Source organism: Pseudomonas sp. B22129, from assembly GCF_044218875.1.
GTDB lineage: Bacteria > Pseudomonadota > Gammaproteobacteria > Pseudomonadales > Pseudomonadaceae > Aquipseudomonas.
In genome coordinates this window covers 6,199,398-6,223,292 of the sequence record NZ_CP162592.1, presented here as the reverse complement: position 1 = coordinate 6,223,292, position 23,895 = coordinate 6,199,398, and the positions used below count along the sequence as shown (strand labels likewise).

Genomic DNA, 23,895 nt, shown 5'->3' with positions numbered 1-23,895 from the left:
AGCCTTGCGCGCAAGACTCACCGCGGAATATCCGCCGGACGCAGCCTTGCGCAGCTTTACGGGCATTAAGCCCCGCAAGTTGCGCGAGCAGCAGTCACAGGTGGCGCGGCACTCATAACGAGCGCAGCGCCGAATGCGCAGTACCTAACGAAGACGGTAAAAAGCATGAATCTTCACGAGTATCAGGGTAAGCAGCTGTTCGCTGAATACGGCCTGCCAGTTTCCAAGGGCTACGCAGTAGACACCCCGGAAGCAGCAGCAGAAGCTTGCGACAAAATCGGCGGCACTGAGTGGGTTGTCAAAGCCCAGGTCCACGCTGGTGGTCGCGGTAAAGCGGGCGGCGTTAAGCTGGTTCGCAGCAAAGAAGACGCCAAGGCCTTCGCACAGCAGTGGCTGGGCAAGCGTCTGGTGACTTACCAGACTGATGCCAATGGCCAGCCAGTCACCAAGATCCTGGTTGAATCGTGCACTGATATCGCTAAAGAGCTGTACCTGGGCGCTGTCGTTGACCGTTCGAGCCGTCGTATCGTGTTCATGGCCTCCACCGAAGGTGGCGTGGACATTGAGAAGATCGCCGAAGAAACCCCAGAAAAAATTCTGAAAGCCACCATCGATCCACTGGTTGGCGCTCAGCCATTCCAGGGTCGCGAGCTGGCTTTCCAGCTGGGCCTGGAAGGCAAGCAAGTTGCCCAGTTCGCCAAGATCTTCGTAGGTCTGGCCAAACTGTTCCAGGATCACGATCTGGCCCTGCTGGAAGTGAACCCGCTGGTGATCAAGGCTGACGGCGATCTGCACTGCCTGGACGCCAAGATCAACATCGACGCCAACGCCATGTACCGTCAGCCTAAGCTGAAGACTTTCCACGATCCGTCGCAAGACGATCCGCGCGAAGCGCACGCTGCCAAGTTCGAACTGAACTACGTAGCCCTGGAAGGTAACATCGGTTGCATGGTCAACGGTGCCGGCTTGGCCATGGGTACCATGGACATCGTCAACCTGCATGGCGGCAAACCAGCCAACTTCCTCGACGTAGGCGGCGGTGCTACCAAAGAACGTGTTACCGAAGCGTTCAAGATCATCCTGTCCGACTCCAACGTCGCTGCAGTACTGGTCAACATCTTCGGCGGCATCGTTCGTTGCGACATGATTGCCGAAGGCATCATCGGTGCAGTGAAAGAAGTTGGCGTTAAAATCCCGGTTGTTGTTCGCCTTGAAGGTAACAACGCTGAACTGGGCGCTAAAGTACTGGCAGAAAGCGGTTTGAACATCATCGCGGCTACCAGCCTGACCGACGCTGCTCAACAAGTTGTCAAAGCTGCGGAGGGCAAATAATGAGCGTCCTGATCAATAAAGACACCAAAGTTATCTGCCAGGGTATTACCGGTTCGCAAGGTAGTTTCCACACCCAGCAAGCCATCGAATACGGCACCAAGATGGTTGGCGGCGTAACTCCAGGCAAAGGCGGCACCGAGCACCTGGGCCTGCCAGTGTTCAACACCGTGAAAGATGCTGTAGCTGCCACTGGCGCCACCGCCAGCGTGATCTACGTTCCAGCTCCTTTCTGCAAGGACTCGATCCTGGAAGCGGCGTTCGGCGGCATCAAGCTGATCGTCTGCATCACCGAAGGCATTCCTACCCTGGACATGCTGGACGCTAAAGTTAAGTGCGACGAGCTGGGTGTTACCCTGATCGGCCCTAACTGCCCAGGCGTGATCACCCCAGGCGAATGCAAGATCGGCATCATGCCAGGTCACATTCACTTGCCAGGCAAGGTCGGTATCGTTTCCCGTTCCGGCACCCTGACCTACGAAGCTGTTAAGCAAACTACTGACGCCGGTTTCGGTCAGTCGACTTGCGTCGGCATCGGTGGTGACCCGATTCCGGGTTCGAACTTCATCGACATCCTGAAGCTGTTCCAGGAAGACCCGAAGACCGAAGCGATCGTCATGATCGGTGAGATCGGCGGTTCGGCTGAAGAAGAAGCGGCTGCCTACATCAAGGCACACGTGACCAAGCCGGTTGTTTCCTACATCGCTGGTGTGACTGCCCCTGCTGGCAAGCGCATGGGCCATGCTGGCGCAATCATCTCTGGCGGCAAGGGCACTGCAGACGAGAAGTTTGCTGCCCTGGAAGACGCAGGCGTTAAAACCGTGCGTTCGCTGGCAGACATCGGCAAGGCTTTGTCCGAGCTGACCGGTTGGGCTGTCAAATAAGCCTCGCGCTTAGCTGACGCTACACCAACACAAAGGCCACCTTCGGGTGGCCTTTGTGCATTCTGGGTATACCCATTTTCGGAAGGGTACTCGGTTCAATGTGGGAGCTGGCTTGCCTGCGATGGCATCACCGCGGTGTAAATGGAAGACCGAGGTGGCTGCATCGCAGGCAAGCCAGCTCCCACATTGGATTGGATTGCCAAATTAAGTATGAAAACGCGACATAAGAATGTCGCTTATCGGACAGTACGCCCCGCAACAGTGCGTTTGTCAGCCTATTTCTGTACCCTGTCCGCCTCTTTATGCGTGCGCATCCCAAAAGGAAGCCCCGCGCTAGACCGGTCGGCTCCCAAAAGGGCCGGCAGCATTTCCCTCATCCATAGGGAAGCCCTCTCTAAATTCCGATTCAGCAGTGTGGTATTTCCTCAAATGAAAGTGTTGAAAAGCCAGGACATCCTGGCGCTGGGCTTTATGACTTTTGCGCTGTTTGTTGGCGCCGGCAACATCATCTTTCCGCCCATCGTTGGTTTGCAGTCCGGGCCTCATGTCTGGATGGCTGCGCTGGGTTTCCTGATCACCGCAGTGGGTTTGCCGGTGGTCACCGTGATCGCACTGGCCAAGGTCGGTGGCGGCATGGACGCGTTGAGCAGCCCGATCGGCAAGATCGCCGGTGGCGTGCTCGCGGCGGCGGCGTACCTGGCGGTAGGGCCGCTGTTCGCCACCCCGCGTACCGCGACCGTTTCGTTTGAAGTGGGCCTGGCGCCGCTGACCGGCGAAAGCCCGCTGGCGCTGTTCCTCTACAGCTCGGTGTACTTCCTGGTGGTGTTCTTTGTCTCCCTGTACCCGGGCCGGTTGCTCGACACCGTCGGCCGTTTCCTGGCACCGCTGAAAATCATCGCGCTGGCCATTCTCGGCATCGCTGCGTTTGCCTTGCCAGCCGGTGAAGTGGGGGTTGCCACCCCGGAATACGTCGCTGCGCCGTTCTCCCAAGGGTTTATCAATGGTTACCTGACCATGGATACCCTGGGCGCGCTGGTGTTCGGCATCGTGATCGTCAACGCCATTCGTTCCCGTGGTGTTGAATCGCCGAAGCTGATCACTCGCTACGCCATCATTGCCGGGCTGATTGCCGGTGTGGGCCTGGCGCTGGTGTATGTCAGCCTGTTCCGCCTGGGCTCGGGCAGCCACGCGGTGGCCGCTGGTGCCAGCAACGGCGCTGCGGTGCTGCACGCCTATGTGCAACACACCTTTGGTTCGTTGGGCAGCGGTTTTCTGGCTGTGCTGATCTCCCTGGCGTGCCTGGTCACAGCGGTGGGCCTGACCTGTGCCTGCGCCGAGTATTTCAGCCGAATCCTGCCACTGTCCTACAAGACGCTGGTGGTCATCCTGGCGTTGTTCTCGTTGTTCGTGTCCAACCTGGGGTTGACCAAGCTGATCGCGTTCTCGATCCCGGTGCTGACCGCTATCTACCCGCCGTGCATCGTGCTGGTGGCCCTGAGCTTCTGCAAAGACTTCTGGCAGGAGCAGGGCCGTATCGTCGGCCCGGTGATGCTGGTGTCGTTCATCTTCGGCTGCATCGACGCGCTCAAGGGCGCAGGGCTCGCAGACTGGATGCCTTCGCAGTTGGCGCACTTGCCGCTGAGCGAGCAGGGCCTGGCGTGGCTGGTGCCGTCGGTGATGACGCTGGTCGTGGCGGTGGTGGTTGACCGCATGCTCGGCAAGCGCAGCGAAGCCATCGCGTAATACGGTTTTCGCGTTTTACCGAAATGCCCCGTATCAATCGATACGGGGCATTTTTTATGTCTGCGAGGCTATACGTTCTACAGTTGGAACTCTGTAAATGTGGGAGCGGGCTTGCTCGCGAAAGCGATGCGGCAGTGCCAGATGTATAAATTGACACGCCGCCTTCGCGAGCAAGCCCGCTCCCACATTTAGTCCGTGCTCGCTCTCTTTCATTGTGTAACAGGACCCGCATGTCGTTCATCGAAACCAACCAGATCCACTTGCTCGCCGCGTTCTGGTTTGCCCTCTGTTGGGGCGGCTATACCCGTTACGCCACCTGGAAAGCCCGTGATACCGCGTGCCTGGCCAGTGTGCTGCACCTGTACCGTGAAGACTGGATGCGCCGCATGCTGCTGCGTGATAACCGCATTGCCGACGCCAGCGTGATCGGCAACCTGGAGCGCAACGCCTCGTTCTTTGCGTCCAGCACCTTGATTATCCTCGCGGGCATTCTCACCGTGCTCGGCGCTTCGGAGAGGGCTGTGTCGTTGCTGGCGGACATTCCGCTGGTGCAGCAGGCCTCCCAGGGCATGTCGGAGATCAAGCTGCTGTGCCTCGCGCTGGTGTTCGTCTACGCGTTTTTTACGTTCAGCTGGTGCATGCGCCAATACAATTTTGCGGCGGTGCTGGTGGGCTCGGCGCCGATGATCGGGGAGCGGCAGGTGTCGGAGCAGGAGCGCAAGGCATTCGCACTGCGGGCAGCGCGTGTGATTTCGATGGCGGCGAACCAATTCAACTTTGGCCTGCGTTCTTATTACTTCGGCATGACCATGCTGGCCTGGTTCGTCAGCCCGTGGTTATTCATGTTGATGAGTAGCGCGGTGGTGTTGGTTCTGTATCGTCGGGAGTTTCATTCCGACGTACTGCAGGTGATGGTGTACACGCCGACTGACAGCCCGGAAGCGCCTAAAGAGGCCGTGACTTGATTAAGGCGCGCCAGGGTTAGTCCAACTTGTTTGCCTGACAAAACAGCAGGCAAAGAAAAGCCCGCTATGTAAGCGGGCTTTCTTTTTGCAGCGACAGCCAGCTGATTAGTTCTTGGCTGGTTCTGCTGGAGCGGCAGGTGCTGCTTCTTTCGCGGCGGCTTCGTTCGATTCAGCCTGAGCTTTGGCAGCATCGGCGTTTTCTTTCGCAGCGTCGTTCACTTTATCCTGAGCCTTCGCCATGTCTTTCTGAGCTTGCTCGGAATGTGCAGCGGCGTCTTGGGCTTTGTCTTCGGATTTTTTATCGCAGGCAGCGAGACCGAGGGCAGCGGCCAGCATCATGGAAATAGCGAGAGTCTTGCGCATGGGGTGTTTCTCCTTATGGATATATCTACTGGCCTTTCGAGCTTGAGGGGCCAGCATTAGTTCCTTTTATCCAACAGATATATAAAGGTTTTTGAAAAGGAACTTTCCTCGGTCGCCACTTTCAGCCGAAATCACACTAATAAGAGTCTGCAAACAATGACCGAAAACCCCTTGTTAGAGCGTGCCACACGCTTCGTTTCAGCCTTGCGCCATTGCCAGGTGTTGGGCATTTCTGTGCATGCGGCGAGCGAGGAGGGCATGACGCTGCTTCTGCCGTATGACGAGTGCATCGTCGGAGACCCGCAAACCGGCGTCATTCATGGCGGCGCGTTGACCTCCCTGATGGACACCGCCTGCGGCATGGCCACCCTGTGCGTGTTGCCGGAATTCGAGGTGTGCCCGACCCTCGACCTGCGCGTCGACTACATGCATGCCGCCGAGCCGCATAAACCGGTCTACGGTTTCGCCCAATGCTATCGCGTGACCACTGACGTGATCTTCACCCGCGGCTTTGCCTACCAGGACGATCCGCAACAGCCGATTGCCCATGTGGTCGGCACGTTCATGCGCATGGGCAAGCGGCTCAAAGGCACGCAGGGGCTGGGCAGCACCATCAAGGGAGACCGGGCATGACGCACCGATTCAAGACCCGCCTCGAACAAGCCCACGCGCGCGGTGATTACACAGCCCTGCTGGACCTTATCCCCTACGCCAAACTGATCGGCATTGAATGCACCCGGCTGGGCGATGAATTGCTGTTCAGGATGCCGGCCAACAAGGACAACATTGGTAACCCAATTTTGCCGGCGCTCCATGGCGGGGTGATTGCAGGCTTCATGGAGGTGTCGGCAGCGCTGCACCTGCTGGTTTTTACGGGGGCCCCCGGCATTCCGAAAATCATCGATTTTTCCCTGGATTACCTGCGTGCCGGGCAGTTTCGCGACACCTACGCCACGTGCCAGGTGTGGCGCCAGGGCCGGCGCGTCGCGAACGTGGCGATCACCGCCTGGCAGAGCACCCCGGCCGAGCCGATTGCCACCGCCCGCGCACATTTCAAGATTGAGGAATTGGCACGCCCTTGAAATCCCTGTCTTAGCCCCCAACTTTGATGACAACCCGCCGCCAACCCTTAAGGGCGCGGCCACTGCCATCCAATTGGAGTTTGATGACCATGAGTGTGGAAACTCAAAAGGAAACCCTGGGCTTCCAGACCGAGGTGAAGCAACTGCTGCACCTCATGATCCATTCGCTGTATTCCAACAAGGAAATTTTCCTTCGCGAATTGATCTCGAACGCCTCTGACGCTGTCGATAAATTACGTTTCGAAGCCCTGTCCAAGCCCGAGTTGCTGGAAGGTGGCGCCGAACTGAAAATCCGTGTGAGCTTCGACAAGGACGCCAAGACCGTCACCCTCGAAGACAACGGCATCGGCATGAGCCGCGAAGACGCGATTACCCACTTGGGTACCATCGCCAAATCCGGCACCGCAGATTTCATGAAGAACCTGTCGGGCGATCAGAAAAAAGATTCGCACCTGATCGGCCAATTCGGCGTGGGCTTCTACTCGGCCTTTATCGTGGCCGACAAGGTTGAAGTATTCAGCCGCCGTGCCGGCCTTGCCGCCAGCGAAGGTGTGCATTGGTCGTCCAAAGGCGAGGGCGAATTCGAAATCGCCACTGTCGACAAGGCTGACCGTGGCACCCGTATCGTGCTGCACCTCAAATCCGCAGAAGATGAGTTCGCTGACGGCTACCGCCTGCGCAACATCATCAAGAAGTACTCCGACCACATCGCTCTGCCGATCGAGCTGCCTAAAGAGCAGGCCGCTGCCGAAGGCGAAGAGCAGCCTGCGCTGGAATGGGAAACCGTCAACCGCGCCAGCGCGCTGTGGACTCGTCCGCGTACCGAAATCAAGGACGAGGAATACCAGGAGTTCTACAAGCACATCGGGCACGACTACGAGAACCCGCTGAGCTGGAGCCACAACAAGGTTGAAGGCAAGCTGGAATACAGCTCGCTGCTCTACGTACCGGCCCGTGCGCCGTTCGACCTGTACCAGCGTGAAGCGCCGAAAGGCCTGAAGCTTTACGTGCAGCGCGTGTTCGTGATGGACCAGGCAGAATCCTTCCTGCCGCTGTACCTGCGCTTCATCAAGGGTGTGGTCGATTCCAACGATTTGTCGCTGAACGTGTCGCGGGAAATCCTGCAGAAAGACCCGATCATTGACTCCATGAAGTCGGCGCTGACCAAGCGCGTGCTCGACATGCTGGAAAAACTGGCGAAGAACGAGCCTGAGCAATACAAGGGCTTCTGGAAAAACTTCGGCCAGGTCATGAAAGAAGGCCCGGCTGAAGATTTCGCCAACAAGGAAAAAATCGCCGGCCTGCTGCGCTTTGCTTCGACCCACGAAGAGGGCGGCGAGCAGGTGGTGTCTCTGGCCGAATACCTGGCACGCGCCAAGGAAGGTCAGGACAAGATTTACTACCTGACCGGCGAAACCTACGCCCAGGTCAAGAACAGCCCGCACCTGGAAGTCTTCCGCAAGAAAGGCATCGAAGTGCTGCTGCTGACCGACCGCATCGATGAGTGGCTGATGAGCTACCTCAACGAGTTCGACGGCAAATCCTTCGTCGACGTGGCCCGTGGTGACCTGGACCTGGGTAACCTGGACTCCGAGGAAGAGAAGAAAGAAGCCGAAGAAGTCGCCAAGGCCAAAGAAGGTTTGGTTGAGCGCATCAAGGCATCCCTGGGCGAGGCTGTCAGCGAAGTGCGGGTTTCCCACCGTCTGACCGATTCCCCGGCGATTTTGGCTATCGGCGAAGCGGACCTGGGCATGCAGATGCGCCAGATCCTCGAGGCCAGCGGCCAGAAGGTTCCGGATTCCAAGCCGATCTTCGAATTCAACCCGGCTCACCCGCTGATCGAAAAGCTCGACGGCGAGCAGAGCGAAGAGCGTTTTGGCGACTTGTCGCACATCCTCTTCGACCAGGCGGCCCTGGCCGCTGGCGACAGCTTGAAAGACCCGGCTGCCTACGTGCGCCGACTGAACAAGCTGTTGGTGGAACTGTCGGTCTGACACCGTTGTAGAAAAACCCGCTTCGGCGGGTTTTTTTGTTCTCGTGCACCTCAACTGGAGTAAATGATGAGCCAAGTCACTGTGCGTTCCGTGGTCTATCAGATTGATGGCCAGTCTTATGAAAGCCGCCTCGCGTTCGATGCCAGCCACAAAGGCCCGCTGCCGGGTCTGCTGATGGCGCCGAACTGGATGGGCGTGAGTGCGGGTGCCGAAGAGATTGCCAAGAGCGTGGCCGGCAAAGGCTACGTGGTGCTGATCGCCGACCTGTACGGGCAGGCTGTGCGCCCCTCGAATGGCGATGAAGCCGGCGCGGCGATGATGCCGTTGAAGGATGACAACGCCAAGCTGCTCAAACTGTTGCAGGCGGCGTTTGAACAGCTGCAGGGTCAGGCCGAAGTCGATACCTCGAAGCTGGCGACCTTCGGTTTCTGCTTTGGCGGTTTCTGCTCCCTGGAGCTGGCGCGTACCGGTGCGCCGCTGAAAGCTGCCGTATCGTTCCACGGCACCATCGACACGCAGAACCCGGCAGGTGCGAAGCACGTCAAGGGCTCGGTGCTGGTGTTGCACGGCGCATCCGACCCTCTGGTGCCGAAAGAGCAACTGCCGGCGTTCGAAGCTGAAATGAACGCTGCCGGTGTGGATTGGCAATTGCTGAGCTACGGTGGCGCGGTGCATTCCTTCACCGACCCGCACGCGAATGTGCCGGGCAAGGCGATGTACGACGCGAAGACCGCCACGCGGGCGTTCAAGTCGATGCATGATTTGCTGGATGAAGTGTTCGGGGGCTAAAGTTTTAGCGTCTGTTCTGGCCTCTTCGCGAGCAAGCCCGCTCCCACATTTGAATGTATTCACAAATCAAAATGTGGGAGCGGGCTTGCTCGCGAAGGCTATTTCACCGGCAACTCAATCCTTTCTGATTCACCCGGCACCGTCGGCCAATCCCCGGCCGCCCAGCGCTGCCTGGCCTGCTCGATCACCGCCGGATCACTCGCCACAAAATTCCAGTTGATTCGCCGTGGCCCATCCAGTGGCGCGCCGCCAAACACCACCAAATGGCAGTCGCTCTCGGCGAACAGCGTCATTTCCTGGCCGGCCGGCAAAACCACCAGGCTGTGCACCTCCAGCGCTTCGCCATCCAGCTGTGCCTCGCCTTCCAGCACATACACCGCCCGTTCCTCATGCTCATCCGCGATCAGCAGAGTGGTGGCAGTCTGCATCCGCACCTCGGCGTACAGCGTGGGCGACAACACAGGCACCGGCGACTTGAGGCAAAACCCGTTGCCTGCGATCAGGCGAATCTGCACACCCAGGTTGTCGCTCACCGGCAGGCTCGCCGCCGGGTGATGGCTGTAATGCCCTGGCCCGGTTTCGTGATCCCTGGGTGACGCGAGCCACACTTGCAGCCCGTGCAGGCTGAACCCACTGGCCTTGAGCGCCTCGGGTGTACGTTCGACGTGGGCAATCGCGCTGCCGGCGGTCATCCAGCTCACATCACCGGCCTCTACCACCTGGTCCGAACCGAGGCTGTCTTTGTGTTGCAACGCGCCTTCAAACAGGTACGTCAGCGTAGACAGCCCGATATGCGGGTGCTGGCGGATATTCATGCCTGCCCCCGGCGCATAGCGGGTGAGCAACATGTGGTCGAAAAAGACAAAAGGCCCAACGCTGCGGCATTCGCGCGAGGGCAGCGGGCGCAGGATGGGTTGGCCTTCAACATCTTCGGCGCGGGGGCGGATCACGGTGGTCATGGGCATCCCTGTCTGAGCGGGTTAGATGTGACTGAGCATAACCCGCCCGACAGGCAGTTGGCGTTATTGGCTGAAAGCGCCTTCGGACAATTGGGTTTCGATGGTCACTTCTGCAGTGGTCATCAGCTTGTGCACCGGGCAGCGATCGGCCACGCGGTGCAGTTCATCACGCTGCTCATCGGTGAGCACGCCCTTGAGCGTCAGCTTGACGTTGAGCTTGTATTTGCCCTTTTGCTCCTCGGTGCTGTCGTGGGTGACTTCCACGGTGACGCCGGTGAGGGGGATGTCTTTCTTCTGGGCGTAGAGCTTGACGGTCAGGGCCTTGCACGACGCCAGGGCGGCATCGAAATAGTCATGAGGGGAGGGCGCCGAGTCGTCGCCGCCCAGGCTCTTGGGCAGGTCGGTGAACAGTTCGTGGTTATTGATATTCACGCTGTGGCGAAAGTTGTCGTGGTTCAGGGTATTGACGGTAACAGGCATGGTGAACCTCACAGGGCGGCAGGAGAAAGGGTCATGAAGTTATAGAGCATGCTGGCACTTGGGTGTTCCGTATTTATCCATTCAATGCCGTCGCGATTGCGCTGCGTATTGATATCGCGTTTTCGTCTTACGCAAAAAAGGACAAGGGCCGATACCGTTGATGAGACCTGCTGCAGGTGGATGCAGCGCACATGAAAGGAATCCGGGCATGAGTATCCGCAGTTTGAATATCGCCCCCCGCGCCGGCTTGGGCTTTGGCGTGCTGGCGTTGATGGTGTTCGCCCTGGGCGGCTTTGCCCTGCTGCAGATGGCCAATATGCGCCAGCAGTCGGACCAGGTGGAAAACAACTGGCTACCCAGCGTGATGGCGGTGGGGGAGATGAGCCAGGACCTGCTGCGGGTGCGCGCGCTGACCCTGCGCCTGCTGGTCAACCGCGACCCACAGGCACTGGCGCAAAACGAGCAAAAACTCACCGAACTCAAAAGCGGCCTGCACAAGGCGCAAACGCTTTACGAGGCGCTGATCGTGCTGCCCGAAGAGCGTGCGCTGTTCGATCGCTTCAAGGCTCAGGAGCAGCAATATCTGCAACGCCAGGAACAAGTCATGGGGTTTTCCGGGGCCAACCAGTTGGAAGAAGCGGTGAGGGTGGTCAATGGCGAGATGAATCAACTCGCCGACGAAATGGCTGGCACCCTGCACGATCTGGTCGAGTTGAATAAAACCAATGCCAACCATGCGGCGAATCTGGCGCAAAGCGTGTTCACGCAGTCGCGCACCTGGGTGGTCGGCATGATTGTGCTCACGGCGCTGGTCACCATCGGGCTTGCGCTGTGGCTGACGCGCAGCATCGTGTTGCCGCTGGCGCAGTCGCTGAAAGTCGCCCAGGGCGTCGCCAGCGGCGATCTGACGGGCGAGATCAGCGTGTCCGGCAATGATGAGCCTGCGCGTTTGCAGCAGGCGCTCAAAGGCATGCAGGAAAACCTGCGCGACACCATTCGGCGCATTGCCGAGTCGTCAAACCAACTGGCGTCGGCTTCCGAAGAACTTAGCTGCGTCACCGAGGACGCCACACGCGGCCTGCACCAGCAAAATCAAGAGATTGAACAGGCCGCCACGGCCGTTAACCAGATGACGGCGGCGGTGGAGGAGGTGGCGAGCAATGCCGTGGCCACGTCGCAGGCCTCGCGAGAGTCCGACCGGATTGCCCAGCAGGGGCGTGAGCAGGTGCATCAAACCGTGGAATCGATTGAGGCATTGGCCACCGATGTTACTGCCAACGCGGCTCAGGTCGAGGACCTGGCACACAAGGTGTATGGCATTAGCAAGGTGCTGGATGTGATTCGCTCGATTGCCGAGCAAACCAATTTGCTGGCGCTGAACGCGGCGATTGAAGCCGCGCGGGCCGGGGACGCCGGACGCGGGTTTGCGGTGGTGGCGGATGAGGTGCGGGCGCTGGCCCATCGTACGCAGCAGTCGACCCAGGAAATCGAGGTGATGATCAGCGGGATTCAGCAGGGCACGGATCAGGCCGTAAGTTCCATGCAACTGAGCAACAGCCGCGCACGCTCCACGCTGGATATCGCCAAGTCGGCAGGCATGGCGTTGGAGGAGATTGCGTCGGCGTTTACGTTGATCAATGAGCGCAACCTGGTGATTGCCAGTGCGTCGGAGCAGCAGGCAGCAGTGGCGCGGGAGGTGGATCGCAATTTGATGAATATTCGCGATCTGGCGCATCAGACGTCGACCGGGGCGAACCAGACCAGTGCAGCGAGCCAGGAGCTGTCGCGGTTGGCGGTGGATTTGAACACGATGGTGGCGCGGTTTTCGGTGTAGGGCTTGAAACCGAGGTGGCCCCTTCGCGAGCAAGCCCGCTCCCACACTTGATCGCATTTATTCAGGACGTACTCGGTCAAATGTGGGAGCGGGCTTGCTCGCGAAGCAGGCGGCTCGGTCTCATCCAGTTGCCCACAAAAAAGCCCCGAACCAGTCGGGGCTTTTTCAGGTGATCAACCTGCAGGTCTTACTGACCCTGCCAGCGTTTCAGCACCAGCGTGGCGTTGGTGCCACCAAAGCCAAAGCTGTTGCTCATCACGGTGTCGATTTTTGCATTCTCAACGGTCTTGGTCAGGATTGGCATGTCAGCCACAACCGGATCAATTTCGTCGATGTTGGCCGAACCGGCCATGAAGTTGCCTTCCATCATCAGCAGGCAGTAGATCGCTTCGTGAACACCGGCGGCGCCCAAGGAGTGACCCGACAGGCTCTTGGTGGAGCTGATGGCCGGCGCCTTGTCACCGAAGACCGCACGCACACCTTCCATTTCCTTGGCGTCGCCGACCGGAGTCGAGGTGCCGTGGGTGTTCAGGTAGTCGATTGGGGTATCCACGGTGGACATGGCCATCTGCATGCAACGGATGGCGCCTTCGCCGCTTGGCGCAACCATGTCGTAGCCATCGGACGTGGCGCCGTAGCCGACGATTTCCGCGTAGATCTTCGCGCCACGGGCCAGAGCGTGTTCCAGCTCCTCGACCACCACCATGCCGCCACCGCCGGCGATGACGAAACCGTCACGCTTGGCGTCGTAGGCGCGGGAGGCCTTTTCCGGGGTTTCGTTGTACTGGGTGGACAGCGCGCCCATGGCATCGAACAGGAACGATTGGCTCCAGTGTTCTTCTTCACCGCCGCCGGCGAAGACGATGTCCTGTTTGCCCAGCTGGATCTGCTCAACGGCGGTACCGATGCAGTGAGCACTGGTGGCGCAAGCCGAGGAGATCGAGTAGTTCACGCCCTTGATCTGGAACGGCGTGGCCAGGCAGGCGGAAACGGTGCTGCCCATGGTCCGCGTAACACGGTACGGGCCGACGCGCTTCACGCCTTTTTCGCGCAGGATGTCCAGCGCTTCCATCTGGTTGAGGGTCGATGCGCCGCCCGAGCCGGCGATCAGGCCGGTGCGTACGTTCGATACCTGGTCTTCGCTCAGGCCTGAGTCGGCGATCGCGTCTTTCATGGCCAGGTAGGCGTAGGCGGCAGCGTGGCCGACGAAGCGGTAGATCTTGCGATCAATCAGTTCTTCGAGGGGCAGGTCGATGGAGCCGGAAACCTGGCTACGCAGACCCATTTCGGCATATTCCGGGTTGAAGCGGATGCCAGGGCGACTTGCACGCAGGTTAGCGGTGACGGTCTCTTTGTCATTGCCCAGGCAAGAAACGATGCCCAGACCAGTGATAACGACGCGGCGCATGCGGATAACCCTTAAAAGTTGTCAGTGGAAGTGAATACGCCGACCCGAAGGCCTTCGGCAGTATAGATCTCGCGACCGTCGACAGTCACCGAACCGTCGGCGATGGCCAGGTTCAGCTTGCCCTTGAGGACGCGCTTGATTTGAATGTTGTAGGTGACTTTCTTGGCGGTCGGCAGGACCTGGCCAAAGAACTTCACTTCGCCCGAACCCAGGGCGCGGCCGCGACCCGGCAGGCCTTGCCAGCCCAGGTAGAAGCCGACGAGTTGCCACATGGCGTCGAGGCCCAGGCAGCCCGGCATTACGGGGTCGCCTTCGAAATGGCAGGCGAAGAACCACAGGTCAGGGGTGATATCCAGCTCGGCGACCAATTCACCTTTGCCGTACTTGCCACCCTCTTCGCTGATATGGGTGATGCGATCCACCATCAGCATGTTCGGGGCGGGCAGTTGCGCGTTACCTGGGCCGAACAGCTCACCGCGACTGCAGCGCAGCAGGTCTTCCCGAGTAAAGGCGTTTTGTTTGGTCATGCGAGCTCCTCAATAATCCCATGCGGCGGGGCAGGGCAAATCTTCCCAACCGACTGAAGCGTTCATGCCTCAGGTCAGCAGCCTACACGTAGACTATTGCGTTGTAGTGAAAGTCACAGCGTCAAGGCACTGAATGTACACTTGTTCACTGAAATTTTAAACCGGGCCTGTTTATAGGTCCGTTCGGGTGCCTAAGACTGCCGCACTTTCGTCTTTCACGCCAGTCGCAGTTGGTTGATGGCGTGGCGCTATTGCACCCAGCGCTGCAGTATTTGTTGCAAATCCGTACGTTTGAACGGCTTGGCCAGGTAATCGTTCATTCCAGCTGCCAGGCAGGCTTCACGGTCGCCCTGCAACGCGTTGGCCGTCAGTGCAATGATCGGCAGATCGGCGCAGCCGGGCAGTTGGCGAATCTGCCGCGTGGCCTCGTAGCCGTCGATCAACGGCAAACGGCAGTCCATCAGGATAGCTGTGAAAATCAGGCTTTCGGCGCTGCGGATTGCTTCGGCGCCGTCGGTGGCCAGGCTCACTTCAAACCCCAGGCTGCGCAGCATGGCTTCGACCACCGTGCGGTTGACCGGGTTGTCCTCCACCAGCAATACGTGGCGGCCATCACCCGCGCCGGTTTTGCCTTCGGCGTCCAGCGCAATCGCCGGCAGGCTTTGCTGGTCAATGGCCAACGGGATTTCCAGGGTGAACACCGAGCCACGGCCTTCTTCGCTTTGGGCGCGCAGGGTGCCCCCCATGCGTTCGGCCAAAGTGCGGGCGATGGGCAGGCCCAGGCCGGTGCCGCCGTAACGTCTTGAAATGGAACTGTCGGCCTGCTGGAACGCGTCGAACATCAGCTCCAGGCGCTCGGCGGAAATGCCGATGCCGCTGTCGCTTACGGTGCAGGTGAACCACACCAGCTCATGGTCCAGGGTTTGCCAATGGGGCTCGACGGTGACGGTGCCGTGCTCGGTGAATTTGAGCGCGTTGCCGATCAGGTTCACCAGAATCTGCCGGATACGCGTCGGGTCGCCCTGCACCCGCAAGGCGTCCATGCCCAGGGGGATTGGCAGTTCCAGCGCCAGGCCGCGTTGCTGGGCGCTGTGTTGAAAGGCTTGGGCGCAACTGCTGATCAGGTCCGCCAGGTTGAACGAAATATGTTCCAGCTCCAGCGCGGCGCGCTCGATACGCGAGAAGTCGAGAATGTCATTGATCACCTTGAGCAGGTGCTCGGTGGACTCCGAGGCCAGTGCGGCGTACTCGGTCTGCTCCTCGGTCATTTCGGTGGTTTCCAGCAACTGCAACATGCCCAGCACGCCGTTCATGGGCGTGCGCAGCTCGTGGCTCATCATCGCCAGGAAGTCCGACTTCGCATTGTTCGCCCGTTCGGCTTCCTCGCGCGTCTGGATCAATTGGGCCATGGCTTGCTGTTGTTCACGGCTGGCCTGGTTGAGGCCTTCGGCGAGGTTGTTGATATGCCGCGACAGGTCGCCCAGCTCAGAGTCATCGACAATCGGCAGCGGTGTTTTGTAGTCGCCCTGCTGGATGGCTTTTACCGCGTGGCCCATGGCGCTGATCGGCTGCGACAGGCTTGCGGCCAGGCGCCGCGCCAGCAGAAAGGTAAACAGCAGGGCGAAGAGGGCGAGGATGCCGGCCTTGAAGAGGATTTCCTGTTGGCGTTGGCTGAAGGCGTCGTTGGACATGCCGACGATCACCCGGCCCAGGTAGTCCGCACGCGGCGCCTTGGGTTCGTTGAGGTTGTCCTGGAAAAAATCGGTGCCCAGCTGGATATGCTGCAAGCGGATCGGTGCCTGGAACACTTTCACCGATAACGAGCGGTCATGCTTCTCCGAGGGCTGCTCGACGTACACCAGAATATTTTCGGCGCTGTCCTGAATCTCCAGGAAACGTACATGCGGGGTGGCCAAGGTGGCGCGCAGCAGGCTCTCGAGCACGTCGTTGTTGCCGGAAATCACGCCGTATTCGGTGGCGGGTGCGAGCTGGTTGGCGATCAGTTGGCCGGTGTGGTCCAGTTCCTGACGCAGGTCCTGAATGCGCACGAAGGTAAAGAAGCTGATCAACAGCAACGTCAGCAACAGCGCCGGGCCCAGGGTGATGAGCTGGGTGCGGGTGTTGATGTCCCAACGACGACGCAAGGTCATGGGCGTTTCTCTCCTTCAGCCAATCGGGCGGCGACGGCGGCTTCGTCCACCTGTTCGATTCCCAGTGAGCGCGCGACTTGCGGGTTGCCCACGACTTTGAAGTGTTCCGGGTACAAGGTGCGTGGCCAACTGGCCGGTGAATGGTCCAGCAGGCGGCCGAGTACATCCAGCCAGTCAGCCTGGTCGCTGTAGGTGCTGGCCAGGGCGCCGGCCTTGACGAACCCGGCATTGGGGCCCACCAGCGGCAACTGCTGGGCATAGCTGCTGAGCAACAGGTTCTTCACGGTTTTCGGGTTGTACAGTTGCGGGTCATCGAGGCCGAGCAGCACGTCACTGTTCTTGAACAGGTTCTGCAGCGGGCGGCTGTCATTGGTGTTGTCCCACAGCTGCGGCACGATCTCGAGCCCCAAAGGCGCGGCGTATTGGGTCAACTCACGCAGCAGGAACTCGCTGTCACTGCCGTAGAGCACGCCGATGCGCCGGGCCTGAGGCAGGATACCGACGATCAGGTTCAGTTGGCGCTCCAGCGGCGGGTCGCTCCACAACAGGCTGATTTTTGCCGGGTGTGCATTGCCCAGGCGCTGGCGGGCTTGCAAGCGGCTGATACGCAGCACCAGGGTTGGCGGGCCCTGGTTATCTTGCAGCCGCCAGTCGAGGCCGGGCAGGTCCAGCAGGATCAGGCGGGTGCTGGCCGGCAGTTGGCTCGGGGCGGGCAGGTCCTTGAGCGCGGTGAAGGTGACGTGGTCCTGCGGGCGTTGTCGGGCCAGGGCTTGGGCGAAGGCTTGCACGCCGGCGCCGTCTTCGGCAGCGGTCAGCAGGATGTCGGCGCTCCACGCGGGCGCCGTCAGCAGCAGGCACACCAGTAACAGGCCGCGTCGCCAGCAGCGTGAGAGGTAATGGAGGGTCATCCGTGACTGATCGCCCATATCAGAATTCCAGCTCCGCGCTGAAATAGAGGACATGGCGACTGTCGTAATTGTTGTCGGCCCAAGTGGTGGGCTGGTGATCAAGGCGTTGTTGCAGCATGCCGGCCAGCTCCACGTTGGCTTTGCCCAAGGCAATGCGCTTGGCCACCCGCAGGTCGACCCGTTCGAAGCGATACTGATTGAGTGCGTCGTCACCATAGTAGAACAGCGCGCTGGACCAGCCCTGGCCCCACTCACGCAACCAGCCGGCGGAGCCGCTGTTGCGCGCGGTTTGCGCTTTGTCCTTGGGGTTGCTGGCGGTGGCGTCGACGTAAGCATAGGTCAGCCGCAAGCGGTCGGCGTTGCTCATGCGCCAGTCGAATTGCGACTCGGCCCCGGTAAAGCGTGCGCTGTTGGCGTTGCTGGCAATGTATTGGTTATTGCGCAGCGGCGAACTGATCATGTCGGTGATTTCGTCATAGAACAGTTTCACGTCGACATTCAATCCGAGGTCGGCAAAGAAGCCGTTGTAGCCCAGCTCTCGCGAGCGCATCAACTCTTTATCAAGGTTGCCGGGGCCGCGCGTTACCACAAAATATTGCCCGGAGTTCTGCCCATAGGCCGGCGAGCTGAGGTTGGTGACGCGATAGCTCCAGTTGACGTTGTTCTCAAACATGTCCGGCGAGCGAATCGCCTCGGAGTACACCGCGCGCAGGCCGTGGCGCGGGTTGATCAAATAGTTGACGGCCACCCGCGGTGTCAGCGAGTTGCCGCTCAGGTGCGTGTCTTCATACATCGCACCGCCTTGCAGCAGCCAGTGCTCGCTGGCGCGCCACTCCAGGTGGCCGAACAGGCGCCAAGTGGTGTCGTCGAGGGTGCCGTTGAAGTAAGTGTCGGAGTCGGCGCGGTCGTAGCGATAATTCATGCCGCTGACCAGGCGCAGGCTGTCGGACAGGCTGAGGGTGTCCTGGATTTCGATGTCGTAGCGGCTTTCGCGGGTGCTCTGGTCGATATCGCCGCACACGCTCTGGCTGGCCCCATTGCGCCACTGATCCAGCACTTGGTTGCCCAGTGCTTGCTCGGCAGCGGTGCCAGGTGGGGCGGTGCCTTGGCTGTAGGTGTCCATGTGCCGGGCCAACTGTTCGGCATAGTTGGGGTTGATCTGCCACAACTGGGTCAGCTCCGGGCTGAACGACACCTTGGCATCACACGCCTTCCAGACTTGCTGGCGGTCCCATTGCTGGGCCGAACCCTGGATATACAGGCTGTGTTCCGGGTTGAACTCGTAGTTCCAGCGCACCGAGCCGGCATAGTCCTTCGCCGTCACGTCGGAATTGGTACCGCCTTCGGTAATCCCGGCAAATACCGGGGTGTAGGTATAAGGCCGCTGATTGCTGCCTTCCTTGGCATCGAACTGCCAGTCGAGACTCTGTTCTGCGTTCAGGATCTGGCTCACCGCCAGGCTGAATCGGCTGAGGCGCCGACTGTCCCGGCGGTCGGCGCCGGCGGCGTCGCTGTCAAACCCGTCGTCCTGTTGCCCGGACAGGGACAGGCGCAAGTCACCGGTCTCCCAGCCCACGCCCTGGCTGGCATAAAAATCGTTGATCCCGCGCGCGCCACGGATGACCTTCACCCGCGAGCCCTGGCTGTTGGCGGGTGAGCGCGTAAGGATATTGACCACCGCCATCAGCGCATTGGCGCCGTAGCTGACGGTGTTGGGGCCACGGAACACTTCGATCCGCTCGATATCCTCCATGGCCACCGGAATGTCGCTCCAGTCCACGGTCGCCAGGCCTGCGCGGTACACCGACCGCCCGTCGATCAACACCTGCATGCGCCGTGCATCGCTGGCGCTGGTACCGTGGTAATTCACCGCCGCCTGGTTGCCGGTGGTGTAGCCGACCATCATCCCCGGCACCAGCCGCAACAGTTCGGCAATATCCCGCGCGCCGCTGGCCTTGATCAGTTCGCTGTCGATCACCGTCATGCTGCCGGGCACGGCGGCGGCCGATTGTTTGAGGCGCGTGGCGGTCAGCACTTGCGGCAGCGGCTGGCTGTCGAGGAACAAATCATCAGCCAGCGCAGGGCTACTGCACAACGGCATGCCTAACAGCATCAACAATAGGGATGAACGGGGAGGAGGGCCCAGATACACGGCACGGCCTTGATAATTACGGATAGCCGCCCATGTTAACTGAGGACCGGCCATTTGCCAGTCGTCGTACTGGCTATTACTTCACACAACTGTCGCATTTTCCGACAAACGTATGAATTGACACGGGGGCTGGCCGCAAGCGGGTCGCCCCGTATAATGCCGCCATCGCCACTGGTATGGATTAACGGATTGCATATGACTGAACAGCGCCCGATTGCGGTCCTGGGAGGCGGAAGTTTTGGTACCGCCGTGGCTAACCTGCTGGCCGAGAACGGCCACGCGGTGCGCCAGTGGATGCGTGATCCCGAACAGGCCGAGGCCATTCGCGTCCACCGGGAAAACCCGCGCTACCTCAAAGGCATCAAAATTCACCCGGCGGTCGAGCCGGTCACCGATTTGCTCGAAACCCTCACCGCCTGCGACTTGTGTTTCGTGGCGCTGCCTTCCAGCGCCTTGCGCTCGGTGCTGGCGCCCCACGCCGAACGCCTGGCGGGCAAGTTGCTGGTCAGCCTGACCAAAGGTATCGAGGCGCAGACCTTCAAGCTGATGAGCGAAATCCTTGAGGAAATCGCTCCGCAGGCGCGCATCGGCGTGTTGTCCGGGCCGAACCTGGCGCGGGAAGTGGCCGAGCACGCGCTGACGGCCACCGTGGTTGCCAGTGAAGATGAAGCGCTTTGCGAACGCGTCCAGGCTGTGCTGCATGGCCGCACATTCCGTGTGTATGCCAGTGGCGACCGTTTCGGCGTTGAGCTGGGTGGTGCGTTGAAAAACGTCTACGCGATCATTGCCGGCATGGCCGTGGCACTGGGCATGGGCGAAAACACCAAGAGCATGCTGATCACCCGCGCGTTGGCCGAGATGACCCGCTTTGCGGTGAACCAGGGTGCCAACCCGATGACCTTCCTCGGTTTGGCGGGCGTAGGCGATTTGATCGTGACCTGCTCGTCGCCGAAAAGCCGCAACTACCAGGTCGGTTTCGCCTTGGGCCAGGGCTTGAGCCTGGACGATGCCGTCACGCGCCTGGGTGAAGTGGCCGAAGGCGTGAATACGCTTAAAGTGCTGAAGGCCAAGGCCCAGGAAGTGGGCGTGTACATGCCGCTGGTCGCCGGGCTGCACGCGATCCTGTTTGAAGGGCGCACCTTGAACCAGGTGATCGAGCTGCTGATGCGCGCCGAGCCGAAAACCGATGTCGACTTTATTTCCACCAGCGGTTTCAACTGAGGAACGCGCCATGAACGATCCGAAAGCAGCGCCCAAATATGAGTCCATTCTGCTGCGCATTCTGTGGATGCTGGTATTTGCCCTGGTGTGGCAAGTGGCCCAATTCCTGCTCGGCGCGCTGGTGGTGGTGCAGCTGATTTACCGCCCGATCTACGGTGCACCGAACCTGGGCTTGATGAATTTCGGCGACAGCCTCAGCCAGTTCCTCGCGCAGATCGGCCGCTTCGGCAGCTTCCACAGTGATCAGAAACCCTGGCCATTTGCCGATTGGCCAACCCCGCGTGCACCCGAAGGCGAAGCCGCCCACAGCGTGCCGCCGGCACCGCACCCGGTGCGTGATGAAGAGCCAAAACTGTGAAGCTGTGGATACTGCGCCACGGTGAGGCAGAAGGGCAGGCGCGCACCGATGCCGAACGCAACCTCACGGAACATGGGCGTGGCGAAGTGTTGCGCAGTGCTGCGCACCTGATCGGCCAGCCCATCCAGGCGATCATCGCCAGCCCTTATGTTCGGGCGCAGCAAACCGCGCAGTTGGTGCGCGACGCGCTGGGGTTCGAACCGCAAATCCGCACGGTGCCTTGGCTGACGCCCGAAGGCAGCCCGCTTCAGGTGCTCGATAAACTCGACACCGATGACAACGTGCTGCTGGTCAGCCACCAGCCATTGGTGGGCAGCCTGATCAGCTTTTTGCAGCATGGCCATGTGCGCCAGCCGCAGCCGATGCACACCGCCAGCCTGGCGGAGCTTGAAGGCGACTTTCCGCTGGCGGGGCTGATGAGCCTGGTCAGTGTGAAGAATCCGTAGGAACGATCGCGGCTTTTTTGTGTGCTATATAGTCAACCAAGCAAGTGCTTGGTTGGCTATCATCGGATCACACAGGAGCGCGTCCAATGCCCGTCGCTTTTCGTTTGCCGTTGCAGGTGTTCTTCGAACGTGAAGCGCGGCACCCGCGCAAACCTTTCCTCGTACAGCCCATCGGCGGCGGCGAAGTGCAGACCCTCACGTGGGAAGACGTCGGCCAGCAAGCTCGCCGGGCTGCACACTGGCTGCGCGCCCGCGAGTTGCCCCAGGGCTCGCACATTGCCCTGATCTCGAAAAACGCTGCCCACTGGATCATTGCCGACCTTGCGATCTGGATGGCCGGGCACGTCTCGGTGCCGCTGTACCCCAACCTCACCGCGGATTCCGTGGCCCATGTGCTGACCCACTCCGAGGCGGCGCTGGTGCTGGTCGGCAAGTTGGACGACTGGCCGGCCATGGCGCCGGGCATCCCGCAAGGCTTACCGACCGTCAGCCTGCCGCTGTGCCCGGCAGGGGCGTTTGATTTCACCTGGGCCGACCTTCAAGCCTGTTCACCCATTCAGGACAACCCCGTGCCTGAGGCCTCGAACCTGGCCACCATCGTCTACACCTCCGGCACAACGGGGTTGCCCAAAGGCGTGATGCAAACCTTTGGCGCCCTGGGTTTTGCCGCCACGCGCGGTACCGAGCTGTTTGGTTTGGGGGAGGGCGACCGCCTTTTGTCCTACCTGCCGCTGTGCCATGTGGCGGAGCGGATGTTCGTGGAATTGGCGTCGATCTACACCGGGCAAACCGTGTTTTTTGCCGAGAGCCTCGACACGTTTCTGGCTGACTTGCGCCGGGCACGGCCCACCGCGTTGTTTGGTGTGCCACGGATCTGGACCAAATTTCAGATGGGCGTGTACGCCAAAATCCCGGAAAAACGCTTGGACAGGCTGTTGCGCCTGCCTTTTATCGGCAAGCGCGTGGGGCATAAAGTCCTCGCCGGCCTGGGGCTGGACGAACTGCGCATTGCACTGTCCGGCGCTGCGCCCGTGCCTGAAACCTTGCTGCGTTGGTATCAGCGGCTGGGGCTGGACGTGCTGGAGGTGTACGGCATGACCGAAGCCTGCGGTTATTCTCACGTGTGCCGCCCGGGCCAGCAAACCCTCGGCTGGATCGGCTTGCCATGCCCCGGCGTTGAGGTGCGCATTGATGCCAGCGGCGAAGTACAGGTGCGCAGCGGCGCGACGATGCTCGGCTATTTCAAGGACCCGCAGAAAACCGCCGAAACCCTCACCCATGACGGCTTTTTGCGCACCGGCGACAAAGGCGAGCAGGACGCCGACGGCCGCTTGCGTCTGACCGGGCGCCTCAAGGAAATCTTCAAGACCAGCAAGGGCAAGTACGTCGCCCCTGCGCCGATTGAAAACCGTTTGGCTGAACACCCGCGCATCGAGCAGGTGTGTGTGGTGGGCGATGGTTTGTCTGCGCCAATGGGGCTGTGCGTGCTGTCGGCGGGTGAGCAAGACCGGCACGCGCTGCGCACCAGCCTTGAACGCCTGCTGGAACAGGTCAACGGGGCACTGGATAAACATGAGCGTTTACGCCAACTGGTGGTGGTCAAAGACAGCTGGGCAGTGGACAACGGCTTTCTGACCCCGACCTTGAAGATCAAGCGCAACATTATCGAGTCGACCTACGGCGCAGAGTTTCGCGCGTGGAGCGAGCGCAGCGAATCCATTTTGTGGCAGGATTAGGGCCGTAATAAAACCAATAAGGACACTTGCATGAGCCTGTGGCGCACCCAACCGAATATCGAGCAACTCAACGCCATCCAGAAAAACACCATCGGTGAATTGCTGGATATCCGCTTCGAAAGCTTCGACGATCAATCCCTGACGGCCAGCATGGTGGTCGACCATCGTACCCATCAGCCTTACGGCCTGTTGCATGGCGGCGCGTCGGTGGTGCTGGCCGAAAGTGTCGGCTCCATGGCGGCTTATCTGTGCATCGATGCCAGCAAGTTCTATTGCGTGGGGCTCGAGGTCAACGCCAACCACCTGCGTGGTGTGCGCAGCGGGCGGGTCACGGCGGTGGCGCGGGCGATTCACATCGGCCGTACCACTCAGGTGTGGGACATCCGCCTGACCAGTGATGACGGCAAGGCCAGTTGCGTGTCGCGCCTGACCATGGCCGTGGTGCCGCTGGGCGAGAACCCGCCGGCGCGATAGGCGTGGCGTGAGTGTCATCATTCCTGGCAGTTACAGTCATTGCTGAGCTGCCCGGAGCTGGTGACAATCCACTTCTGTTTTTGTTGATGGATC

The 23,895-nt window shown here is 60.3% G+C and carries 22 protein-coding genes and 1 pseudogene; 15 read left to right on the top strand and 8 right to left on the bottom strand.

Features of this window, described 5'->3' with window-relative positions:
- Positions 1-165 precede the first annotated feature (165 nt).
- The 4 genes from sucC to AB4P94_RS28240 all read left to right on the top strand — a co-directional run bounded on the left by sucC (position 166) and on the right by AB4P94_RS28240 (position 4,921).
- Positions 166-1,332, top strand: a complete 1,167-nt coding sequence (sucC, locus tag AB4P94_RS28255; RefSeq protein ID WP_003210567.1) for an ADP-forming succinate--CoA ligase subunit beta — start codon at positions 166-168, stop codon at positions 1,330-1,332.
- A complete protein-coding gene (gene sucD, locus AB4P94_RS28250) occupies positions 1,332-2,213 on the top strand; it encodes a succinate--CoA ligase subunit alpha (RefSeq protein WP_010166265.1) in 882 nt (293 codons plus the stop codon). The genes sucC and sucD overlap by 1 nt, the downstream gene beginning before the upstream one ends.
- 429 nt (positions 2,214-2,642) lie before the next feature.
- A complete protein-coding gene (gene brnQ, locus AB4P94_RS28245) occupies positions 2,643-3,956 on the top strand; it encodes a branched-chain amino acid transport system II carrier protein (protein WP_395608394.1) in 1,314 nt (437 codons plus the stop codon).
- Between the two features lie 230 nt (positions 3,957-4,186).
- Positions 4,187-4,921, top strand: a complete 735-nt coding sequence (locus AB4P94_RS28240; RefSeq protein ID WP_395608393.1) for a DUF599 domain-containing protein — start codon at positions 4,187-4,189, stop codon at positions 4,919-4,921.
- A 105-nt stretch (positions 4,922-5,026) separates the two neighbouring features.
- On the opposite strand, the gene AB4P94_RS28235 is transcribed toward AB4P94_RS28240, so the two are convergent.
- Complete coding sequence (locus AB4P94_RS28235; RefSeq protein ID WP_017134478.1) at positions 5,027-5,284, bottom strand: hypothetical protein; 258 nt, start codon at positions 5,282-5,284, stop codon at positions 5,027-5,029.
- A 156-nt stretch (positions 5,285-5,440) separates the two neighbouring features.
- Between AB4P94_RS28235 and AB4P94_RS28230 the strand changes: the two genes are divergently transcribed.
- From AB4P94_RS28230 to AB4P94_RS28215, 4 genes are all read left to right on the top strand, one after another.
- Positions 5,441-5,917 (top strand): PaaI family thioesterase, encoded by a 477-nt coding sequence (locus tag AB4P94_RS28230; RefSeq protein ID WP_395608392.1) that lies wholly within the window; start codon positions 5,441-5,443, stop codon positions 5,915-5,917.
- Positions 5,914-6,366 carry a PaaI family thioesterase gene (locus AB4P94_RS28225; RefSeq protein ID WP_395608391.1) on the top strand — a complete coding sequence of 151 codons (453 nt, stop codon included), beginning with the start codon at positions 5,914-5,916 and terminating at the stop codon, positions 6,364-6,366. The genes AB4P94_RS28230 and AB4P94_RS28225 overlap by 4 nt, the downstream gene beginning before the upstream one ends.
- Positions 6,367-6,455: 89 nt before the next feature.
- Positions 6,456-8,360, top strand: a complete 1,905-nt coding sequence (htpG, locus tag AB4P94_RS28220) for a molecular chaperone HtpG (protein ID WP_395608390.1) — start codon at positions 6,456-6,458, stop codon at positions 8,358-8,360.
- 66 nt (positions 8,361-8,426) lie between these two features.
- A complete protein-coding gene (locus AB4P94_RS28215; RefSeq protein WP_395608389.1) occupies positions 8,427-9,149 on the top strand; it encodes a dienelactone hydrolase family protein in 723 nt (240 codons plus the stop codon).
- A gap of 98 nt (positions 9,150-9,247) precedes the next feature.
- On the opposite strand, the gene AB4P94_RS28210 is transcribed toward AB4P94_RS28215, so the two are convergent.
- Both AB4P94_RS28210 and AB4P94_RS28205 read right to left on the bottom strand, forming a co-directional pair.
- Positions 9,248-10,114 carry a pirin family protein gene (locus tag AB4P94_RS28210; RefSeq protein WP_395608388.1) on the bottom strand — a complete coding sequence of 289 codons (867 nt, stop codon included), beginning with the start codon at positions 10,112-10,114 and terminating at the stop codon, positions 9,248-9,250.
- 57 nt (positions 10,115-10,171) lie between these two features.
- On the bottom strand, positions 10,172-10,588 hold the full coding sequence (locus tag AB4P94_RS28205; protein WP_395608387.1) for an OsmC family protein: 417 nt from the start codon (positions 10,586-10,588) through the stop codon (positions 10,172-10,174).
- A gap of 160 nt (positions 10,589-10,748) precedes the next feature.
- Here AB4P94_RS28205 and AB4P94_RS28200 point away from each other — a divergent pair.
- Both AB4P94_RS28200 and AB4P94_RS28195 read left to right on the top strand, forming a co-directional pair.
- Positions 10,749-11,519: pseudogene (locus AB4P94_RS28200) on the top strand (MCP four helix bundle domain-containing protein); the annotation flags it as partial.
- Between the two features lie 39 nt (positions 11,520-11,558).
- Positions 11,559-12,422, top strand: coding sequence for a methyl-accepting chemotaxis protein (locus AB4P94_RS28195; RefSeq protein WP_371132218.1), 864 nt, complete (start codon positions 11,559-11,561; stop codon positions 12,420-12,422).
- Between the two features lie 187 nt (positions 12,423-12,609).
- On the opposite strand, the gene fabB is transcribed toward AB4P94_RS28195, so the two are convergent.
- From fabB to AB4P94_RS28170, 5 genes are all read right to left on the bottom strand, one after another.
- Positions 12,610-13,830 (bottom strand): beta-ketoacyl-ACP synthase I, encoded by a 1,221-nt coding sequence (gene fabB / locus AB4P94_RS28190; protein ID WP_016979549.1) that lies wholly within the window; start codon positions 13,828-13,830, stop codon positions 12,610-12,612.
- 11 nt (positions 13,831-13,841) lie between these two features.
- Positions 13,842-14,357: a 3-hydroxyacyl-[acyl-carrier-protein] dehydratase FabA gene (gene fabA / locus AB4P94_RS28185; RefSeq protein ID WP_003210552.1), complete on the bottom strand. Its 516-nt coding sequence runs from the start codon at positions 14,355-14,357 to the stop codon at positions 13,842-13,844.
- A 248-nt stretch (positions 14,358-14,605) separates the two neighbouring features.
- On the bottom strand, positions 14,606-16,507 hold the full coding sequence (locus AB4P94_RS28180; protein ID WP_395608386.1) for an ATP-binding protein: 1,902 nt from the start codon (positions 16,505-16,507) through the stop codon (positions 14,606-14,608).
- Positions 16,504-17,433: an ABC transporter substrate-binding protein gene (locus AB4P94_RS28175; RefSeq protein ID WP_395608385.1), complete on the bottom strand. Its 930-nt coding sequence runs from the start codon at positions 17,431-17,433 to the stop codon at positions 16,504-16,506. Before AB4P94_RS28175 ends, AB4P94_RS28180 begins: the two co-directional genes overlap by 4 nt.
- Position 17,434: 1 nt before the next feature.
- On the bottom strand, positions 17,435-19,567 hold the full coding sequence (locus tag AB4P94_RS28170; protein ID WP_395608384.1) for a TonB-dependent receptor plug domain-containing protein: 2,133 nt from the start codon (positions 19,565-19,567) through the stop codon (positions 17,435-17,437).
- A gap of 195 nt (positions 19,568-19,762) precedes the next feature.
- Here AB4P94_RS28170 and AB4P94_RS28165 point away from each other — a divergent pair, with 195 nt between their 5' ends.
- From AB4P94_RS28165 to AB4P94_RS28145, 5 genes are all read left to right on the top strand, one after another.
- A complete protein-coding gene (locus AB4P94_RS28165; RefSeq protein WP_395608383.1) occupies positions 19,763-20,788 on the top strand; it encodes an NAD(P)H-dependent glycerol-3-phosphate dehydrogenase in 1,026 nt (341 codons plus the stop codon).
- A gap of 10 nt (positions 20,789-20,798) precedes the next feature.
- On the top strand, positions 20,799-21,146 hold the full coding sequence (locus AB4P94_RS28160) for a DUF4389 domain-containing protein (protein ID WP_395608382.1): 348 nt from the start codon (positions 20,799-20,801) through the stop codon (positions 21,144-21,146).
- On the top strand, positions 21,143-21,592 hold the full coding sequence (sixA, locus tag AB4P94_RS28155; RefSeq protein ID WP_395608381.1) for a phosphohistidine phosphatase SixA: 450 nt from the start codon (positions 21,143-21,145) through the stop codon (positions 21,590-21,592). The genes AB4P94_RS28160 and sixA overlap by 4 nt, the downstream gene beginning before the upstream one ends.
- A gap of 86 nt (positions 21,593-21,678) precedes the next feature.
- Positions 21,679-23,328: an AMP-binding protein gene (locus tag AB4P94_RS28150; protein WP_395608380.1), complete on the top strand. Its 1,650-nt coding sequence runs from the start codon at positions 21,679-21,681 to the stop codon at positions 23,326-23,328.
- Between the two features lie 30 nt (positions 23,329-23,358).
- Entirely contained in the window at positions 23,359-23,802 is a 444-nt protein-coding gene (locus AB4P94_RS28145) for a hotdog fold thioesterase (RefSeq protein ID WP_094953674.1), read from the top strand.
- Positions 23,803-23,895: the final 93 nt, after the last annotated feature.

Bases quoted from the DNA above. Each gene is read 5' to 3' on its own strand.
- AB4P94_RS28175 (WP_395608385.1), bottom strand. From the start codon at position 17,433: ATGGGCGATCAGTCACGGATGACCCTCCATTACCTCTCACGCTGCTGG.
- fabA (WP_003210552.1), bottom strand. From the start codon at position 14,357: ATGACCAAACAAAACGCCTTTACTCGGGAAGACCTGCTGCGCTGCAGT.
- AB4P94_RS28210 (WP_395608388.1), bottom strand. From the start codon at position 10,114: ATGCCCATGACCACCGTGATCCGCCCCCGCGCCGAAGATGTTGAAGGC.
- sucD (WP_010166265.1), top strand. From the start codon at position 1,332: ATGAGCGTCCTGATCAATAAAGACACCAAAGTTATCTGCCAGGGTATT.
- AB4P94_RS28225 (WP_395608391.1), top strand. From the start codon at position 5,914: ATGACGCACCGATTCAAGACCCGCCTCGAACAAGCCCACGCGCGCGGT.
- AB4P94_RS28180 (WP_395608386.1), bottom strand. From the start codon at position 16,507: ATGACCTTGCGTCGTCGTTGGGACATCAACACCCGCACCCAGCTCATC.
- fabB (WP_016979549.1), bottom strand. From the start codon at position 13,830: ATGCGCCGCGTCGTTATCACTGGTCTGGGCATCGTTTCTTGCCTGGGC.
- AB4P94_RS28235 (WP_017134478.1), bottom strand. From the start codon at position 5,284: ATGCGCAAGACTCTCGCTATTTCCATGATGCTGGCCGCTGCCCTCGGT.
- AB4P94_RS28215 (WP_395608389.1), top strand. From the start codon at position 8,427: ATGAGCCAAGTCACTGTGCGTTCCGTGGTCTATCAGATTGATGGCCAG.
- brnQ (WP_395608394.1), top strand. From the start codon at position 2,643: ATGAAAGTGTTGAAAAGCCAGGACATCCTGGCGCTGGGCTTTATGACT.
- AB4P94_RS28145 (WP_094953674.1), top strand. From the start codon at position 23,359: ATGAGCCTGTGGCGCACCCAACCGAATATCGAGCAACTCAACGCCATC.
- AB4P94_RS28240 (WP_395608393.1), top strand. From the start codon at position 4,187: ATGTCGTTCATCGAAACCAACCAGATCCACTTGCTCGCCGCGTTCTGG.
- AB4P94_RS28160 (WP_395608382.1), top strand. From the start codon at position 20,799: ATGAACGATCCGAAAGCAGCGCCCAAATATGAGTCCATTCTGCTGCGC.
- AB4P94_RS28205 (WP_395608387.1), bottom strand. From the start codon at position 10,588: ATGCCTGTTACCGTCAATACCCTGAACCACGACAACTTTCGCCACAGC.
- AB4P94_RS28230 (WP_395608392.1), top strand. From the start codon at position 5,441: ATGACCGAAAACCCCTTGTTAGAGCGTGCCACACGCTTCGTTTCAGCC.
- htpG (WP_395608390.1), top strand. From the start codon at position 6,456: ATGAGTGTGGAAACTCAAAAGGAAACCCTGGGCTTCCAGACCGAGGTG.
- AB4P94_RS28165 (WP_395608383.1), top strand. From the start codon at position 19,763: ATGACTGAACAGCGCCCGATTGCGGTCCTGGGAGGCGGAAGTTTTGGT.
- sucC (WP_003210567.1), top strand. From the start codon at position 166: ATGAATCTTCACGAGTATCAGGGTAAGCAGCTGTTCGCTGAATACGGC.
- AB4P94_RS28195 (WP_371132218.1), top strand. From the start codon at position 11,559: ATGCAGGAAAACCTGCGCGACACCATTCGGCGCATTGCCGAGTCGTCA.
- AB4P94_RS28150 (WP_395608380.1), top strand. From the start codon at position 21,679: ATGCCCGTCGCTTTTCGTTTGCCGTTGCAGGTGTTCTTCGAACGTGAA.